Consider the following 17,451-nt stretch of genomic DNA (forward strand, 5'->3'; position numbering starts at 1 on the left):
ATGTTGAAAAAACGTGATGGCTCCATTCAAGATAAATATTCAAAAGTAGTGAGTATTGATGAAGGAGATACCGAAATAGAAAAGTCGGGATCTCCTTTAGTCTTTCTGAAAAAGGAGGTTGAAGTGATGCTGGGGTATATAGGTAAACGTTTATTACAATCAGTGTTAACACTGTTTATTATTATTACGATTGTTTTTTCATTACTACGTTTAATGCCTGAAGAAGGTTATTTAGGTGCAGCAGCAGATAAGATGTCACCTGCTCAACAAGAGATCTATATAACGAATTTAGGTTTACGGGACCCATTACTTGTACAATTGGGGAACTTTTACACGAATCTATTTCAAGGTGATTTAGGTAAATCCGTTACATACCGGACAGATGTACCTGTCGTCACGATTATTGCAGATAAGATCATGTATTCCTTGCTATTCGGTTTAGGTGCGGTTGCACTATCACTTTTAGTAGGGGTTCCGCTCGGAATATTGATGGCCCAGATGAAGGGACGCTGGCTTGACCGTTTGGGAACTGGCTACATTGTCATTGTTGTAGCGGTGCCAGCTGCCGTTTATTATTTAGTCATTCAAATGTATATTACAGAAATTTTACATTTGCCAATGCTTTTTGATGAATATCAGCCCATTACTTGGATCTTACCACTTACTTCAATGGCACTAGCGCCGACTGCTTCCTATGCGATGTGGATGCGACGTTATATGGTGGATGAACTAAACAAGGATTATATTAAGCTAGCAAAGGCGAAAGGTGTTAAAGAACGTACATTAATGTTTAAACATGTACTACGAAATGCCTTTATTCCGATGGCACAATATTTACCTGCAACCATTCTTTTTACGATTACAGGCTCTATCTATATTGAATCCTTATATTCCATTCCTGGGATGGGGGGCTTACTCGTAGATGCTATACAGCGACAAGATAATACGATTGTACAAGGCTTAGTACTAGTTTTCTCTTCACTTGGAATTATCGGGCTCATTTTAGGGGATATTGCAATGGCCCTTGTTGATCCACGGATTAAATTAGGGAAAGGGGAGAGTGTACGCTAATGGGAATGTATTCAGAAGAAATAAATAATATTTCTAACAAATCACGTGAAACATTGTTCGAGTTTGCGGAAGTTGATGAACGTCAAGCTGAAGAAACAGCGTACTCTAATTACTCTTATTGGCGTTCAACTTGGAAATCCTTTTTGAAAAACCGCATCGCTGTTTTTTTATTAGTTGGCGTGCTTCTTATCGTAACCTTTACTATTTTACAGCCGTATTTACCAGCGCAAAAATCACCGACTGAAATATATCTTGATGAGCAAACAGGTCTCCAAGCACGTAATATTGCGCCAGGCGCTGAATTTTGGTTTGGAACAAACTCCATTGGGCAGGATTTATGGTCACGTATTTGGGCAGGGACAAGGACCTCTCTATTTATTGGCTGTGTCGTTGCTTTAGTAGAGGCTATCGTAGGTATTACGATTGGTACGCTTTGGGGCTTTTCGCGTAAATTAGAGCTACCTATCACGCAACTTTACAACGTCGTTGATAATATACCGACGACTATCGTACTTATTTTAATGTCCTATATTTTGCGGCCGAGTATTTCAACCATCATTATTGCTATGTGTATTACTGGCTGGGTAGAGATGGCGAGGTTTATACGCAATCAAATTGTTATTTTACGAGATCGTGAATATAACTTAGCCTCAAAATGTTTAGGAACACCAGATTACCGAATTATAATAAAAAATCTATTACCCTATCTTATTTCTGTCATTATGCTACGAATGAGTTTAGCTATTCCATTTGCAATAGGCTCGGAAGTTTTTTTAACATACATCGGATTAGGGCTACCGATTAGTGAGCCGTCTTTAGGAAATTTAATCAATGAAGGCCGAGTGCTCATGATGTCTCCAGAATTAAGATATCAGCTCATTTTTCCAAGTATTGTATTAAGTATCATTACGATTGCATTTTATATTATAGGGAATTCATTTGCAGATGCAGCAGATCCGAAAAATCACGTATAAAGGGGGATGTTGGAAGTGACACAAACTAAATCACCTATTTTAACCATTCAAAACCTTGTCATTAAATTTACACTTCGTGGCAGAGTGCTAACGGCTATTCGTAATATTTCCCTTGATTTATACAAAGGTGAAAGCCTTGCAATCGTTGGCGAATCAGGTTCGGGAAAATCCGTTCTCATGAAATCAATCATGGGCTTGCTTGATAAAAATGGACATATTGATCAGGGGCATATCTTCTACAATAATCAGGATTTAGCACAGTTTAGAACCGAGCGGGAATGGCTAAGCATTCGTGGAAAAGAAGTGGCAATGGTGACACAAGATCCAATGACATCATTAAATCCACTTAAAACGATCGGTAAGCAAATTGAGGAATGCGTCCATTTACATCAAAGCTTAAAGGGTAAAGCCGCATACGAAGAAACTTTAAAATTGTTAAAAGATGTTGGCATTCACGATGTGGAAAAGCGCTATAAGCAATATCCTCACGAGTTTTCCGGAGGCATGCGTCAACGAATTGTGATAGCGATTGCGCTAGCATGTAAGCCCAAAATATTAATTTGTGATGAGCCAACAACTGCGTTAGATGTAACAATCCAAGCACAAATTTTACAGCTCCTAAAAAATCTCCAACAAAAATATGGACTAACAACCGTTTATATAACCCATGATTTAGGCGTTGTCGCGAAGGTTGCCGACCGTATTGCAGTAATGTACGCGGGTGATATTATCGAGGTGGGCAAGACACATGAAATTTTCTTTAATGGCAAGCACCCTTATACTTGGGCACTCATTTCATCATTGCCACAACTAGGATCAAAAGGGCAGCAGCTTTATTCCATCAAAGGTACTCCTCCGAATCTTTTTCAAGAAATTAAAGGAGATGCCTTTGCACCTCGCAATCAATATGCGTTAAAGATTGATTTTGTGGAACGTCCTCCATTTTTTCAGGTGAGTGACACACATTATGCACGTACATGGCTATTGGATCCACTTGCTCCGAAAGTAGAGCCACCTGAAGCATTACAAGCCTTTTTCGCTGAAGGGAGACGATACGCCCATGAGTCATAAAGAAGTGTTAGTTGAAGTGAAAAATTTAAAGGTCGTTTTTGGTAAAGGCAAAAATAAATTTATAGCTATTGATGATGTCAGCTTCGATATTTTTAAAGGTGAAACGTTCGGTTTAGTAGGTGAATCGGGCTCAGGAAAAACAACAATCGGCCGAGCTATTATGCGGATCAATGAAGTCACTGAAGGACAAATACTGTATCACGGTAAGAAACTAAATGGCAAAATATCAAAAGAGTGGGATCGAGAAATTACACAGAAAATCCAAATGATTTTTCAAGATCCTATGGCATCGCTAAATGAACGAGCAAAGGTAGACTATATTATTTCCGAGGGACTCATTAATTCAAAAAACGTCAAACATGAAGCCAATCGTCAACAGAAGGTACGCAATGCATTATTAAATGTTGGATTATTACCGGAGTTTTCTAGTCGTTTTCCACATGAATTTTCAGGAGGGCAGCGTCAGCGCATCGGTATTGCACGTGCACTAGTAATGGAGCCAGAGTTTATTATTGCAGACGAACCAATTTCAGCATTAGATGTATCTATTCGTGCCCAAGTATTAAATTTACTAGCAAACTTACAGCAGCAAAATGATTTAACTTATTTATTCATTGCGCATGACTTATCGGTAGTCCGTTTTATTACAGACCGAACTGCTGTAATTTATAAAGGTAAAATTGTTGAGCTAGCTGAGACAGAAAAGCTGTTTTCTAATCCGGTTCATCCTTATACAAGGGCGTTATTATCGGCAGTACCTGAGCCAAACCCTTATAAGGAGCGTGATAAAGTCGTAGAAATCTATGATCCATCACAGCACCGCTATGACATTCAGCCACCGTCATTTTTCGAAATAGAGGAAGGTCATTTTGTATTGGCCAATGAAGAGGAATTGGATAGATACCGAACTTCACTAAAGATGGAGGTAAGCAAATGATTCGTCCAAAGGCATTGAAAAAAGGCGACACTATTGGATTGATAAGTGCTTCAGGTGCAACCCCACCAGAAAAATTTCTCCCCGCAGTTAAAAGTATTGAAAAACTAGGTTTTAAGGTAGTTGCTGGGGAAACATGTAGTGCAAGGCATGGCTACTTAGCAGGCTCTGATGAGCTAAGAGCCTCTGAAGTTAATCAAATGTTTAGAGATCCAAATATTGATGGCATCTTCTGCATACGTGGAGGTTACGGAGCGATGAAGATTTTACCGCTTCTGGATTTCGATATGATCAAGGCAAATCCAAAAGTATTTGCTGGCTATAGCGATGTGACAGCATTACATATCGCTTTTAACCAAACATGTGGCTTTGTTACCTATCATACACCAATGCCCTCCACAGAATTTATTCGGCCAGAGATGGATCCATATACATGGAATTCCTTTATCGAAAGTGTGACAGCAACAGAACGAACTGACTACTGTCTTGAAAATCCACCTGGACGTACAATGACAACGCTTGTAGATGGAAAAGCGACAGGACAGCTTATTGGTGGGAACTTAACATTAGTTACCGCATCTCTTGGAACACCTTATGAAATTGATACAAAGGGCAAAATATTATTTTTAGAGGATGTAGACGAGAGTGAGCAACGTGTTGACCGGATGCTTACGCAACTAAAACTAGCAGGCAAACTAGATAAGGTGGCAGGTATCTTACTAGGAGCTTGGACAAATTGTGGTCCTGAAAATCCAAAACATCCAGAGCATAGCCTATCCCTACAAACAATTTTCCAAGAAATTTTAGGTCCATTCCATAAACCTATCATTAAGGACATTACTTGTGGTCACATTTTACCGACTATGTCGCTGCCACTAGGTCGTACGATCACGATAGATACGGAGAATCAGATGATAAAAGTGGTAGTGTAGGTGAAATATGAAGCAAACGATAACGGAGATTCTTCAAAATGCTCCCTATAAAGTGCATATGTTTGTGAAAGATTGTAAGACTGAGCAATTTTTTATAAGTGAAAAGCTAGAAGACACGTTTTCTAGTGCTAGCTTAATAAAGGTGCCTATACTGCTTGCTGTTTTGAACTATTTAGAAAGTAACAACCAATCTTTAGAGCAAGAGATTGAGATAGTGCCAGAAGAGTGGGTTGATTTTAGTGTTATTAGTGAGCAGCGTCTAGAGCAAAGTACCATCTATGAGCTTTTAGTATGGATGATTATTACGAGTGATAATACAGCAACAAATGTATTAATCGATTTTCTAGGGATGGACGCACTCAATCATTATTTTCATCAAATAGGGCTTAAGCAAACAACCATTCAACGGAAGATGATGGATTTTGAAAAGCTTGCAAAAGGCTGTGACAATACAACGTCCGCAAGTGATATGGCACTATTATTTTCACGAATTTATCGTAAGGACTTGTTATCATCAGCATTTAGTGAGCTAACAATCGATATTTTAAGTCGCCAACGAATACACGAATCATTAAGTCGTTATTTAGTAGATGATGTGAAACTTGCTCATAAAACAGGTGGTCTTCAAACAGTAGATCATGATGCTGGGATTGTGTACAGCACCTCTGGAGATTATCTCATTGGTGTTTTCGTAACAGAGGTTACGAATAATGATCATGCGAGGCAGCTAATCGGTCGTATTTCCAAAGTTGTTTACGAATACTTGGTGAAGCGGAAGGAGCGGATAGAATGAATGCCATTGTGAAATCCATGATCGCAAATTTACACGCAAAGCCAGATGAAGCCTCAGAATTAGTAGATGAGGTACTATATGGAATGACGGTAGAAATTATGGAAGACATAGATGAGAACTGGGCACGCATACTAACCGATTATCGCTATGAAGGTTATTGCCAAAAGGCTAATTTAATAGTTGATAAAACAAAAACAGATACTTGGCGAAAAGAAGCAAACCATTTTATTAACCAAAGCTTCGCCGATGTTTTGCACCAGCCTCGAATTCAAAGTGCGAAAATGATAACACTTGTTAAAGGTTCATTTATCTGTTCGATTACTAAAAACGAGTTAGATACTCAGTGGGCAGCAGTGCAATTAGCGTCGGGAGAGACTGGTTATGTACGTAGGCAATGGCTACAAGAAAAAATTCCAGAAAACAGCTTATCAGAGCAACAAATACGAGAAAATGTGGTCCAAACAGCGCTTAGCTATTTAGCAGCACCTTATCGCTGGGGGGGGAAATCGCCACTCGGTATTGATTGCTCAGGTTTATGTTCAATGGCGTATATGCTAAGTGGTGTATTGATTTACCGAGATGCTAAAATTGTCGAAGGGTTTCCGATAAAACAAATAGCTGTCGAGCTCCTACAAAAGGGTGATTTATTATACTTCCCAGATCATATTGCGCTCTATATAGGCGATGATTTCTATGTCCATTCATCACTTGGTGGAAATGAAGTAAATATTAATAGTCTGAATGAATTACACCCGCTCTATCGAAAAGATTTAGCAACAACAATAATAGCGGTAGGGAGTCTATTTTAAGCTTTAATGTTATTTGCAGAATATAGAAGTTTATGTTAAATTAAACCTACTATTTTTGAATGAACGGAGGGTGAAGAATATGAGCAATTGTTTATTTATTCGTAAAGCTAATCTCATAATAAATAAACAAGAAGCTAATTTTCACCTGTCATATATCAATTCCACCACTCTTTGATTTTTACACTTTGAGTGAATACTTTTGTTGAGCGAGATGCTTCTGTTTACACAGAGGCATCTTTTTTTGTTTTTAAAAACACTTGGGGTGATGCATATAATCAGCAATCAATTGTTCATCGTAAATGAGTTTTAATAATGTACTTTTTCCATTGCCCTCTTCACCAATAATGACAATTTAATCAAACAGTGATATTGAATGTTCACTATGACAAAGTTGTAGCTTATAAATAAAGTCATGAAGTCTATAAAAATGTCGCGACGTTTAAAATGAAGGTTCGATAAGACACTCAGTAGAAATGGGTGTCTTTAGGCTAGTTAGTAAGAGAAGTGATTTCCACCCATTTTATGAAAATTCAGTAAGGGTCATGTTCAATATATGATGAAAGAAACAAAGGGGTGTACTTATGGAAATGAATGAAAAAACATATCTAAGTATAGAAGAGATTATTTCAATACCAATTTTATCAGGTACAAATATAAGTGATGATGGCAAAAACGTAGCATTTGTCAAAAAGACTGCTAACTGGAAAGACAATAACTATAGGAATCATGTATGGATATATGAAAAAGATAAGGGGCAATGTTACCGATTAACAACAGGAGATTTAGATAGTACTTACCCGTTATGGTCTCCAGATTCTCGAGCTATCGTATACCTTAGCCCAGTTAATAAGAAAAATCAGATCTTTGTTAAGTCAATAGATGGTTATAAAGGGGTTCAAATTACTGATGAGAAAGAAGGGGTCAAAGTAACAGGGAAATAATCTCATGGCAAAGTAGTGATGGTCTTGAAATAGAAGGAGTTTTATCAACCTCAGTCGACTTTGACGCCAATAAAAAATATCCCTTATTAGTAGTGATCCATGGTGGTCCGGCTTGGGCGTTCTTTTCAATATTTTCAGACTGTTTTAATGAGAAATATCCTATTGAACAGTTTATCGAAAAAGGTTTTATTGTTTTAGAACCAAACTACTGGGGAAGTTCGGGTTATGGTATTGTAAATGTAAGTTCTCAAGGAAATCATCAAGAATTCTTGGAAGAATACATCACATTCACTTGATTAACGTAGAACCAAAAATACAGGAACTAGTTGCAGCAAAAACAAAAAAAACTAGGGCGAAACTCCAACGAGAAATCTTAGCTATTATTAAAAACGCTGGGTATCATCGTGAAGCGATGCAAATGAAAGCCATGTTTAATCTGTAATCATTTTTCCGTCATTGATTTAAATAAGCTATTATTTAACAATCTATTATATAAAAGGAGATGGTGTTTTGGGTAACTTTTTCACCAAATACGCAAAATATGTAGTGCTACTCATTTTCATATTTGAAATAATTTATTTGGGTATCCCAGTTTATATAAAACCGATATTTGTTTATCAATATCTTATATTTTTTGGATTGTGTTATTTGCTTGGTATTCTTCACGATTTTTTCAATGCAAGTAAAAAAACAGATACATTTTTACGTGTAACAATCATCATCAGTGCTCTAGTTTTATTGATTACATCAATCTACTATAAAGCAACTCTTTCTATTATTTCTTCTGTAATAATGTTAGTTGCGAGTAGTTGAAAACAAGAAAAACTTAATGGTATGAATAGGTTGTCCGCGTTTCCCAGGTAGTATTGTTACCACTATGACCTACGTACTCCCATAATTCTGTAGTTGTTAAGATATAAGTACCCTTCTTTTTAGCACAGTCGTCTAAAACTTTTTGTAACTTCGAACTATTCGGATTAGCTAAAAACAATGAAGTTAATGAAACCACACTAAGGACTGTACTAACAGCCCCCAAAAGTTTCCCCATTTGTGGCCCAATCTTTTTAATAAATAATAACGATAATGCTGAAAGACCTACCCCTGCAATTGCGATTGTTAAATCACTAGGACTTACCTTAGAGTTCTCTTTGTGTATAGCAGCTAGGTAGCTCTGTACGCTTTGAGCCTCTGTTTCTCTTGCTATATTTTTCTATCTAGCCATAATATAATTCCTCCTATTGTTATATGAATTTGTTAGAGTTGAACAACCTAACACTCTATAAAGGGGACTTTCAATTTGATTTAACAACTTTTTAAAAAAAGTTTTATTCATGTTCATACATTTCGACTTTACATAACATTAGAAGAAAAAGGAAGTAATACCAAGGATCAAACCCTTGGTATTACTTCGTTTTCTATTACAAAATAATTTATTGTGTATGCAGAATTTTATACATCGTTGGTTTGACAGTGTTTTTCGGCTAGCTCACTAGCTGCAGCATGTATAAAATCCTGTATATTTTACCTGCTACAGAGCTACCGGCACCCGTCGATCATTCTTAACACTTTGAAGAAATGAAAAAGATGCCACCAAAATCTCGAAATTCTTAAAAGAAAACTATAGAAAACTGGGAATTGCTAACTACGATGATGTTATATCTGGAGTGGATAAACTAGTTGACAAAGGGATTGCAGATAAAGATAGAGTAGGGGTTATGGGATGGAGCAACGGTAGCTATATATCAGCTTATTGCTCTACATTTAGTAGTAGATTTAAGGCAGTTTCAATTGGTGGTGGAATTACTAATTGGAGTAGCCATTATGTAAATACAGATATCCCTTACTTTATTAGGATGTATTTAGGAGATGCTCCATAGAATGATCCAGAGATCTATAGCAAAACATCACCAATGACATATAATCAATCAGCCTGTACGCCTACTTTAATCCAACATGGCGAAAAGGATGCAAGAGTCCCAATTCCAAATGCATATGAGCTATATCAAGGACTAAAGGATATGGAAGTTGATACAGAATTAATAATATTTAAAGGAATGGCATATAGTTCGGATCAGCCAGGAATTAATGTGGCTATTATGAAGCAGAATTTGATGTGGTTTTCACACTATATTCTTGGAGAAAGTATGAAAGACTTTAAGGTTTTATGATTAACAAATGGATATCCGAACAGGATAGATAAGGAAGCTTTTTTCTTATTAAGCCTATAAAACTAAAACCTCCATGCTATTAGGATAAACCCTATTAAGCTTGGAGGTTTGACGTTAATATTTATAAATATTTAATTGCTGACCAGCTTCAAGTGTATCAGATCGAAGCTGATTCCATTGTTTGATGGACGTAACTTTAACATTATGAGCTTCTGCAATATGCATAAGCGAGTCACCATCAGCTACGGTAATTGTCTTTTTATCTTTGACAGGGCTGTCATACTGTTGTAAATCATACTTTGCTATTAGTGCATTCAGTTTTTCATTGTATTTTGAATCTGTTGCGTAGGAGCCTGTTAAAAACTTCGTAGCATCTGTATAGGATTTCGCATTGCTTTTAAAAATGCCTGCATAGAAATTTTTGTCCCAAGAAACCCCATTACGCATTAATTTCACATAATCTTGCAAAGATGCCTCATAGGAAGGATATTTGCGGAATTGAGCCATCACCGTAGTCATATTACCTTTCCCGTCATCCTCATATGTTTCAAATGTCACGGAGTTATTTTGATAACTACCTTTCATACCAAATAAATTATTATTTGGAGCAGATCCAAGACCACTTTGTCCATGTTCACTTTCTAAAACGGCTTGCGCAATGATAATCGATGCATACAAGTCATTTTCAGCACCGAGTTTCCGAGCAATTTCAGCAATTGAGCCAATAAATTCTTCTACACTAGGACGATTATCTACAACTATAGGCTCTTCAGTTTCATGCGTTTTGAATAGCTGCGTCACCATAAAAAACGAAATACAAATAACAATAATAGTAATCATAAGTCCTTTGAAAAAATTAATCACGTATTTCATTGTTCATTGATGTTGATAGATTACAACATCTGCCATCCTCCTTTCTTTTCAATAACGAAGCTCATATATTTCTAATTATTCCAAAGTCATTAATAGAAATAAAGTCATGTTTTCTTTTATAGAGTACATCATTCATAGAACGATAAAACCCTTCATTTAGTTCCTTAATTTCCAGCACCATTTAGAAATGAAAGGGGATTGAATAGTAGTTATACGTACTCAAAAACAGTATACGATTTTCTATGAAAATTATGAGACAAATAGAGTAAAGCGTCAAGATGACTAACGTTTTGATATAAAACAATAAATTAAGTTTGAAATGACTTTAGATAGTGAAATATATATAGGAACACGTTGTATCTTAAAAAAGTGTTAGTTCTAGACCTACTATGCTTAACGTATACGAAATGAAGAAGACAATAATAGTAGTTTATTTCTATATTAAAACATTAAGTAAATAGATAATGTGTGTTCTCAAAAGATCAAGGAATCCTTACAAAGTGGAATAGCTGATTGGAGTGAAGGCTAGGCTCTAGAAAAACGCCTAGTCGGAACGGAAATCAACCCCATCGTTTTAACAAAATATATATTTAATATCGTGGGTATTCGTTTAACAGGTAGTGACGCTGAAAAGGAGCTTATACAATGATAGCATTTGAAAATGTCACAAAAAAATATGCAAATGACCAAGTCGCAGTGAAAGCTATTCATTTAGAGATCAAAAAGGGAGAATTTTTTGTTCTTATTGGACCTAGTGGCTGTGGAAAAACAACATTATTAAAAATGATAAATTGATTCATTCATTTAACGGACGGGACTATTCGAATTAACGGCAAAAGAATTAGTGATTACAACATTCATGAATTGCGATGGAATATCGCTATGTCCTTCAATAAATTGCGATGTTTCCTCATATGACGATTGAAGAAAAATATAGCTGTTGTGCCTGAATTGAAAAAATGGAGTAAACCGCAAATCCAGCAACGAGTTCGTGAGTTATTAGTTATGGTTGGACTTGAACCAGATAAATATAGTCAGCGCAAACCAACAGAGCTTTCTGGTGGTGAGCAGCAAAGGGGCGGTGTTATTCGTGCATTAGCAGCGGATCCCGAAATCATTTTAATGGACGAGCCTTTTAGTGCTTTAGATCCGATTTCTCGCACAAAATTATAAGATGATCTTCTTGAGCTTCAGCAAACGATACAAAAAACGATCGTCTTTGTTTCACATGATATGCAAGAAGCCTTAAAACTTGGTGATCGAATATGCGTAATGAAGAATGGGGAAATTGTGCAAATTGATACTCCACAAGAAATCATACAAAATCCTGCTAATGATTTTGTTCGAGATTTTATTGGGGTAAAAGAGTATGGGGAGAATACTTTCAATATCCAAGATGTAATTGAACCTATTGCAGTTAAGAATATTCAAAGAAATCAAGAGAACACCATTTCCTTCAATGATTCTTTACAGACCATTCTTCAAAAATTAGCTCATTATAAATGTTTGGATGTGGAAGAAAAAGGGGAAATAATTGGTGTTGTCACAAGAGCATCTATGCTTCAGTATATAGCACAGGATACCTTAGAAAGAGGTACTTATTTTTTGAGGTGTTGAGCGTACGAAAAGGCCAGCTATTCAGGATCAAGTTTGTTTTATTTAGGTCTGCTACTAATGCTATATGGTTTAATAAGTATATAAAATTCAATTTGAATATTTTTTAACAGCGTTAATTCTATATATTTTGTAGATTAATTCTGTTTTTTTACGTTTTAATAACAATAATCTATACGATATCAGCCTCGTTTTATCATGAATTACAAAAAGGGCAATGAGACTATGTTCTTGGGTAAATTATACTTATTTTCTAATAACAATGAGTGATACAGCCTTTTTAGTACATTGATAATTATTATTCAATGAAAATAACTTAAAAAAGTTCGAATTATGTAAATAATGGTAATAGAAAAATAAGATTGAATTATTTAATAAACAATATTTGGATGTTCATTATTTCGATAGTATAATTTCTTCCAATGCAAGTTGTTTTGTAACTAAATGTGGATTAAAATGGGTATCAGCTCGAAAAATAGCTTTTATTATTCGTTTTTTACAGTTGAGCCAAAAAATTAATAAAGAAACAACTTGGAGGAAGAAATGAAAAAGAGTTTATTTTTAATGTCTTCGCTAATCTTATCGACTTCAATCATTCTTAGTGGTTGTGGGAAAGACGGGGACGAAACAAAGAAAGACGATGAACCAAAGAAAGTACAGGAGGAAAAAGGACAAGATAAAGAAAAAGTCCAAAAGGAAGAACCTAAAAAAGATCAAGAAGCAACAAAAGGTTCAGCTGACTTCGCTTCCTTCATTTCTTATATGGAGAAGGAAACACAAGGGAAAGCTAAAGTTCTTTTTGAAAATAATGAATCACAAGTACATAAAATGGAGAATGTTTCAATTTCACTTGATGCATATTCAGTAGTAGAGTTAAAGGATTTCCACACAGATTTTAATATTCCATTTAACGAAGAAAATAATGGTGGTGTCATCTTAGCTAAATATACAGTGAAGAATGATATGGATAAAGATGTTTACTACATGCCTAGTTTAGACGTTACATTTACGGGTGCTAGTAAATATTATACGAATGATAAGTATTTGATTCCGGAAGAAGATCAATTACCAAGAAAACTAAGCTTCGAAACGGATTATTTGATAAAAGCAGGCGAAGAGGTAACTGGGTATATCGCTTATCCATTCGGTGAAACAGATTTAGCAAAAATCAATGAATTGGGCACAGTATCAGTAATGATTCCAGTACCGCTTGCAGAAAAAGAAAAATATGACACTACTATTGGTACAGAAGGAAGATTTAATCTTGCTTTAAATGCAGATGGTTCGAAAAAAGTATCAAGTAATTCAACATTTTATCAAGATAAAGTAACAATGGACAATATGGGTGAAAAGAAGATTCTAAAGGAAAAAAGCGACATCAATGAAAGTAAAAAAATAGGTGATGTAAATGCTATTCTAGAAGGTTATCAGTTTACAAAATTCACACCTAATGATGTGGAAGCTCCTCGTTTCTCAAAATTCACAAACGGTGTCACTTTATTAACAGTGAAATTTAAACTTGAAAATAAAGCTACTAGTGAAATTGGCTTATCTTCTATGTCTTCGAAATTAACAGTTAATGATGGCATGCAATATTTATTAAGCGAAGGTATGTTATTAAATTATAAGCCTAATGACATTATTAAAGCTGGTGAAAATGGCGAGCTATTACAAGTATTCGTATTAGATCAAGAGCAGTATGAAAAAATTTGGAAAGATAAAGCCTTTGACATTGAGTTGGGTCCGATCCGAAATAAAGGAGCAGAGGATACTTCTAAAGGTAAAAAAGAAACATTTATATTACCAAAATAAATGGCTGGAGCCCTCTCGTAAATTGAGAGGGCTTATTTTATCATCCGTTTAGGCCTAATCCTTTGTGATGAGACGATTCTAGCACTTCCATTCATCACATTTCTTTTCCCAATAATGTAAAGGAAACAGCAATTTTGAAAACATAGAACGCATTTATGTAAATTCATGATATTAAAATTAAACAATAATTTTTTAATGATAAACATTAATTAATTATTGTAAAGGGTTTAGTGAGATGTATAATTAACAATAAGAGAGGGGATGCTTGGAATGGAACAAATAATCCAAAGTAAAGAATTTCGATTTTTAACAAAAGGGTTACGTTCAATTTTTACAATCATGATGGCTTTAATTATAATTGGGATAATTATGATAGGTGTATTATGTGCAGGGGTAATTTTTGTGCCGGAGAATAGTGTAAATAATTTTCTGGAACAGGGTAATATAACAGCTTTCATTCATTTAGAAGGGATTCAAATTGAATTAGCAGATAAGGTAACGGAAAATATTCAATATACGAAAATGAGTGTCGTGAAATTACTATTGACTGCTTCAATCTACATAGGATTATTATTATTCATCGTTGTTCAAGTAAGAAATCTGTTGAGTAATTTAAGTAAAGGAATTATTTTTTCAGAAAAGAATAGTAGAAAAATAGAATGGATAGCTTATACTGTAGTTGTATTGAGCTTGACAGTAGATACATTTCGCACGTACATTGCTTATACAGTAACTGAACAAATTCAATTAGGTGAGTTGTTAGTAGGTACAGGTTTAATAAAAGAGATAAGCTTTCAATTTGCCGGAATTAATTGGACATTATTATTATGTGGATTCGTCATTTGGACGATAGCACGTGTATTCCGATATGGTGCGTTTTTACAGGATGAATATGATGCGACAGCTTAGGAAGTGAAAAAATGACGATAATTATTCGATTAGATCGAATGCTTGCTGATCGAAAAATGCAGCTAAGTGAGCTAGCAGAAAAAGTAGATGTGTCGATTGTCAATCTATCCAACTTAAAAACTGGAAAGGTTAGAGCAGTGCGTTTTTCTACGTTGAATGCGATATGTAAGGCATTGAACTGCCAGCCAGGAGATATTTTGGAGTATATAGACGATGAAGAATAACAGAGGCCCGAAGCGTAAATGCTATTCGGGTCTCGATTTTTTTTGCGCGGTAATTGACGATGTGAAATAGGAATTGTAAACTAAAAAAGACCGTCCAGACGGTTTTTTATTTGATAGGGGGTATTGTATGTCATCAAAAGCGGATTTAAAGCGATCACATATTATTCAAACGGCGATTCAATATTTAAAGGATAATGATTTAAGCACGTTAACTTTAGAAAGGGTAGCCGAAAGGGCGAACATTAGTAAAGGTGGTTTACTGTATCATTTTAATACGAAGGACGCCCTTCAAACAGCAATTGCTGAAACGATTTTAAACGAGGTTATACAATCCTTTGAACATCTAGCAAGTTTTGAGCAAGGAACTGGAAGACTGTCGAGAGCATTTATTTTAACTTCTCAAAAAGATCTTGCGAATGAGGCATCTTTAAATATTGCGGTTCAAATATTGCAAAATGACCATTCATCCATCTCAACCGTTTATGAATGTTTATTAGAAGAGTTGCTTCAGGATGGCTTAGAGGCCCCCGTTGTTCATTTGATTCGGTTAACGATTGATGGATTGTATTATTCTAAACTATTAAATATCGCACCATTATCCGATAAGGCAACAGAAGGTGTCTTTGAACAATTAATGCACATGACAAGGAAGGACTAACATACATGAGTGCTTTAGGTTTTTTATTTATTTCAATTATCGCAGAAGTATTTGCAAGTTCGATGCTAAAACTTACAAATGGCTTTAAACGATTATTCCCGTCAATTGGTGTAGTGGTTGGGTATGGAACAGCTTTTTATTTCTTTTCTCTAACATTACAATCTTTAGCAATTGGTACTGCGTATGCGATATGGGCAGGAATAGGAACGGCGTTAACGGCGATAATCGGTGTAATCTTTTATAAGGAATTACTTAATAAAAAAAAGCTTATGGGGATTTTATTTATTATTGTCGGTGTAGTTATACTTAACCTTGCTGGTAGCGGACATTAAGGAGGAATTTGTAAATGAAGGGTTATCTTTTTTTAGCGTTATCTATTGTCAGTGAGGTATTTGCAACAACGATGCTTAAGTTTTCAGAGGCATTTACAATTCTAGGTCCATCGATAGCTGTCGCATTAGGATATGGGATTTCGTTTTATTCTTTGTCCCTATGCTTAAAAACGCTACCATTAAGCCTTGCATATGCCATTTGGTCAGGTATAGGCACAGCCTTAACCGTAATTGTAGGAATCGTTGTATGGGGAGAAATGTTTAATTTATACTCAGCAATCGGAATTACCCTAATTATTGGCGGTGTTATTCTTCTAAATCAGGGAGACCAACAAAGTGTTCAATAAAGTGTTCAATAAAGTGAAACGTGGAGTATACCACTGATAATAAGTCTTCATTAAACGAGCTTTAACGTGCAGTTGAATTCCCACCTAACTTCTTTGCTGTTGTTTAGGGAGTCTTACTGCCCGTTTTTCTTGCTTTAAAACCTCCTGCAATGATCTTCAAAATATCTTTAACATAATCTATATTCGGTAAACTATTTCCCCTCAGTTTACATGATAAAGAACTAATTTTATAGGTAAATCGAAAAAAGTCGTCATATTTATTGTCTTTACATATGATAAAGAGAAGATGTTGCATAAAGTGAAATGGGAGATTCTCATTCCCGCTGATTGTTCATGAACCAATCGGGCTTTTACGGGTAGTGGAACTCCCACCTATATTTTTGTTTTACATTAAAACCTTGTATGGGGAGTCTTACTGTCCTGGACGAATGGCTCATGAAGACTTGGGAGGGGCTGGGGGAAATGAATAATGAAAATAAAAGAAACCATTTTCTATGTGAAGCACTCTACGACATAAAAGCACTCCAAGATGTGATGAAGGATTATCATTCTAAATACTTTGGTCAACTGCTTGTGAAAATAGTGGGAAGCGATACAATTCCCTTTTTTTTAATTGCACAAAACGGTACTCATTTAAGGTTAATGGATACTGTAAACCAGTTTGAAACAGAGTTTTTTCGAATAGAGGCTATTGATAAAGAACTTTGTCGAGGAACTGTTTCACTTTTGCGTGCTTATGATTATGAAGGGCATGATACGAATTTAATTGCAGAGGTCGTCAGGTTAGAGCGAACGTCCACAGTAAAATCCATTGAATTAAGTAGTATTTCTGCGATTCAGTTACTTAAGCCAGATATGTTAAAAGGGAAATTTATCATTGAGCCCAAATGGTGATGAAATTATGTCCCTCTTTTAGCCTACTAAAATAACATGAACTCTATAGCAGCTGTCTATATGCACGTTGGATTGATTGAATTTATTAGAGAGAA

16 protein-coding genes and 3 pseudogenes are annotated in these 17,451 nt (G+C 35.5%); 18 read left to right on the top strand and 1 reads right to left on the bottom strand.

Annotated elements, in window-relative coordinates; translation table 11 throughout:
• The 9 genes and pseudogenes from AC3WSO_RS09510 to AC3WSO_RS09550 form a co-directional block, all read left to right on the top strand.
• Positions 1-1,071 carry an ABC transporter permease gene (locus AC3WSO_RS09510; RefSeq protein WP_492530377.1) on the top strand — a complete coding sequence of 357 codons (1,071 nt, stop codon included), beginning with the start codon at positions 1-3 and terminating at the stop codon, positions 1,069-1,071.
• The gene (locus AC3WSO_RS09515) at positions 1,071-2,045 is read left to right on the top strand and encodes an ABC transporter permease (RefSeq protein WP_492530378.1); all 975 of its coding nucleotides are present in this window, start codon (positions 1,071-1,073) and stop codon (positions 2,043-2,045) included. The genes AC3WSO_RS09510 and AC3WSO_RS09515 overlap by 1 nt, the downstream gene beginning before the upstream one ends.
• 15 nt (positions 2,046-2,060) lie before the next feature.
• Positions 2,061-3,116 (top strand): ABC transporter ATP-binding protein, encoded by a 1,056-nt coding sequence (locus tag AC3WSO_RS09520; RefSeq protein WP_492530379.1) that lies wholly within the window; start codon positions 2,061-2,063, stop codon positions 3,114-3,116.
• On the top strand, positions 3,106-4,053 hold the full coding sequence (locus AC3WSO_RS09525; protein WP_492530380.1) for an ATP-binding cassette domain-containing protein: 948 nt from the start codon (positions 3,106-3,108) through the stop codon (positions 4,051-4,053). Before AC3WSO_RS09520 ends, AC3WSO_RS09525 begins: the two co-directional genes overlap by 11 nt.
• On the top strand, positions 4,050-4,982 hold the full coding sequence (locus AC3WSO_RS09530) for a S66 peptidase family protein (RefSeq protein ID WP_492530381.1): 933 nt from the start codon (positions 4,050-4,052) through the stop codon (positions 4,980-4,982). The genes AC3WSO_RS09525 and AC3WSO_RS09530 overlap by 4 nt, the downstream gene beginning before the upstream one ends.
• Before the next feature lie 7 nt (positions 4,983-4,989).
• Positions 4,990-5,775, top strand: a complete 786-nt coding sequence (locus AC3WSO_RS09535; RefSeq protein WP_492530382.1) for a serine hydrolase — start codon at positions 4,990-4,992, stop codon at positions 5,773-5,775.
• Entirely contained in the window at positions 5,772-6,584 is an 813-nt protein-coding gene (locus AC3WSO_RS09540) for an NlpC/P60 family protein (RefSeq protein ID WP_492530383.1), read from the top strand. The genes AC3WSO_RS09535 and AC3WSO_RS09540 overlap by 4 nt, the downstream gene beginning before the upstream one ends.
• A gap of 581 nt (positions 6,585-7,165) precedes the next feature.
• A pseudogene (locus AC3WSO_RS09545) lies at positions 7,166-7,755 on the top strand (S9 family peptidase); the annotation flags it as partial.
• A gap of 1,368 nt (positions 7,756-9,123) precedes the next feature.
• Positions 9,124-9,693 (top strand): annotated as a pseudogene (locus AC3WSO_RS09550) (alpha/beta hydrolase family protein); the annotation flags it as partial.
• Positions 9,694-9,807: 114 nt separating this feature from the next.
• Here AC3WSO_RS09550 and AC3WSO_RS09555 read toward each other — a convergent pair.
• The gene (locus tag AC3WSO_RS09555; RefSeq protein ID WP_492530384.1) at positions 9,808-10,533 is read right to left on the bottom strand and encodes a glucosaminidase domain-containing protein; all 726 of its coding nucleotides are present in this window, start codon (positions 10,531-10,533) and stop codon (positions 9,808-9,810) included.
• 678 nt (positions 10,534-11,211) lie between these two features.
• Here AC3WSO_RS09555 and AC3WSO_RS09560 point away from each other — a divergent pair.
• The 9 genes and pseudogenes from AC3WSO_RS09560 to AC3WSO_RS09600 all read left to right on the top strand — a co-directional run bounded on the left by AC3WSO_RS09560 (position 11,212) and on the right by AC3WSO_RS09600 (position 17,356).
• Positions 11,212-11,739 (top strand): annotated as a pseudogene (locus tag AC3WSO_RS09560) (ATP-binding cassette domain-containing protein).
• Between the two features lie 117 nt (positions 11,740-11,856).
• Complete coding sequence (locus AC3WSO_RS09565) at positions 11,857-12,183, top strand: hypothetical protein (protein WP_492530385.1); 327 nt, start codon at positions 11,857-11,859, stop codon at positions 12,181-12,183.
• Positions 12,184-12,723: 540 nt separating this feature from the next.
• On the top strand, positions 12,724-13,992 hold the full coding sequence (locus tag AC3WSO_RS09570; RefSeq protein WP_492530386.1) for a DUF5068 domain-containing protein: 1,269 nt from the start codon (positions 12,724-12,726) through the stop codon (positions 13,990-13,992).
• 270 nt (positions 13,993-14,262) lie between these two features.
• Positions 14,263-14,901, top strand: a complete 639-nt coding sequence (locus AC3WSO_RS09575; protein WP_492530387.1) for a DUF2975 domain-containing protein — start codon at positions 14,263-14,265, stop codon at positions 14,899-14,901.
• A gap of 11 nt (positions 14,902-14,912) precedes the next feature.
• Entirely contained in the window at positions 14,913-15,125 is a 213-nt protein-coding gene (locus tag AC3WSO_RS09580; protein WP_079560164.1) for a helix-turn-helix domain-containing protein, read from the top strand.
• Between the two features lie 127 nt (positions 15,126-15,252).
• Positions 15,253-15,783, top strand: a complete 531-nt coding sequence (locus tag AC3WSO_RS09585) for a TetR/AcrR family transcriptional regulator (RefSeq protein ID WP_492530388.1) — start codon at positions 15,253-15,255, stop codon at positions 15,781-15,783.
• A 5-nt stretch (positions 15,784-15,788) separates the two neighbouring features.
• Positions 15,789-16,115: a DMT family transporter gene (locus AC3WSO_RS09590; protein ID WP_492530389.1), complete on the top strand. Its 327-nt coding sequence runs from the start codon at positions 15,789-15,791 to the stop codon at positions 16,113-16,115.
• A gap of 14 nt (positions 16,116-16,129) precedes the next feature.
• Positions 16,130-16,462: a DMT family transporter gene (locus AC3WSO_RS09595; RefSeq protein ID WP_492530390.1), complete on the top strand. Its 333-nt coding sequence runs from the start codon at positions 16,130-16,132 to the stop codon at positions 16,460-16,462.
• 462 nt (positions 16,463-16,924) lie between these two features.
• The gene (locus tag AC3WSO_RS09600; protein ID WP_492530391.1) at positions 16,925-17,356 is read left to right on the top strand and encodes a hypothetical protein; all 432 of its coding nucleotides are present in this window, start codon (positions 16,925-16,927) and stop codon (positions 17,354-17,356) included.
• Positions 17,357-17,451 lie beyond the last annotated feature (95 nt).

The sequence above is a fragment of the Lysinibacillus sp. EB106-09-02-XG168 genome (assembly GCF_058791475.1).

Excerpts from the sequence above, each read along its gene's own strand:
- AC3WSO_RS09580 (WP_079560164.1), top strand. The coding sequence starts at position 14,913 with ATGACGATAATTATTCGATTAGATCGAATGCTTGCTGATCGAAAAATG.
- AC3WSO_RS09585 (WP_492530388.1), top strand. The coding sequence starts at position 15,253 with ATGTCATCAAAAGCGGATTTAAAGCGATCACATATTATTCAAACGGCG.
- AC3WSO_RS09510 (WP_492530377.1), top strand. The coding sequence starts at position 1 with ATGTTGAAAAAACGTGATGGCTCCATTCAAGATAAATATTCAAAAGTA.
- AC3WSO_RS09535 (WP_492530382.1), top strand. The coding sequence starts at position 4,990 with ATGAAGCAAACGATAACGGAGATTCTTCAAAATGCTCCCTATAAAGTG.
- AC3WSO_RS09540 (WP_492530383.1), top strand. The coding sequence starts at position 5,772 with ATGAATGCCATTGTGAAATCCATGATCGCAAATTTACACGCAAAGCCA.
- AC3WSO_RS09555 (WP_492530384.1), bottom strand. The coding sequence starts at position 10,533 with ATGATTACTATTATTGTTATTTGTATTTCGTTTTTTATGGTGACGCAG.
- AC3WSO_RS09530 (WP_492530381.1), top strand. The coding sequence starts at position 4,050 with ATGATTCGTCCAAAGGCATTGAAAAAAGGCGACACTATTGGATTGATA.
- AC3WSO_RS09570 (WP_492530386.1), top strand. The coding sequence starts at position 12,724 with ATGAAAAAGAGTTTATTTTTAATGTCTTCGCTAATCTTATCGACTTCA.
- AC3WSO_RS09595 (WP_492530390.1), top strand. The coding sequence starts at position 16,130 with ATGAAGGGTTATCTTTTTTTAGCGTTATCTATTGTCAGTGAGGTATTT.
- AC3WSO_RS09525 (WP_492530380.1), top strand. The coding sequence starts at position 3,106 with ATGAGTCATAAAGAAGTGTTAGTTGAAGTGAAAAATTTAAAGGTCGTT.
- AC3WSO_RS09600 (WP_492530391.1), top strand. The coding sequence starts at position 16,925 with ATGAATAATGAAAATAAAAGAAACCATTTTCTATGTGAAGCACTCTAC.
- AC3WSO_RS09515 (WP_492530378.1), top strand. The coding sequence starts at position 1,071 with ATGGGAATGTATTCAGAAGAAATAAATAATATTTCTAACAAATCACGT.
- AC3WSO_RS09590 (WP_492530389.1), top strand. The coding sequence starts at position 15,789 with ATGAGTGCTTTAGGTTTTTTATTTATTTCAATTATCGCAGAAGTATTT.
- AC3WSO_RS09575 (WP_492530387.1), top strand. The coding sequence starts at position 14,263 with ATGGAACAAATAATCCAAAGTAAAGAATTTCGATTTTTAACAAAAGGG.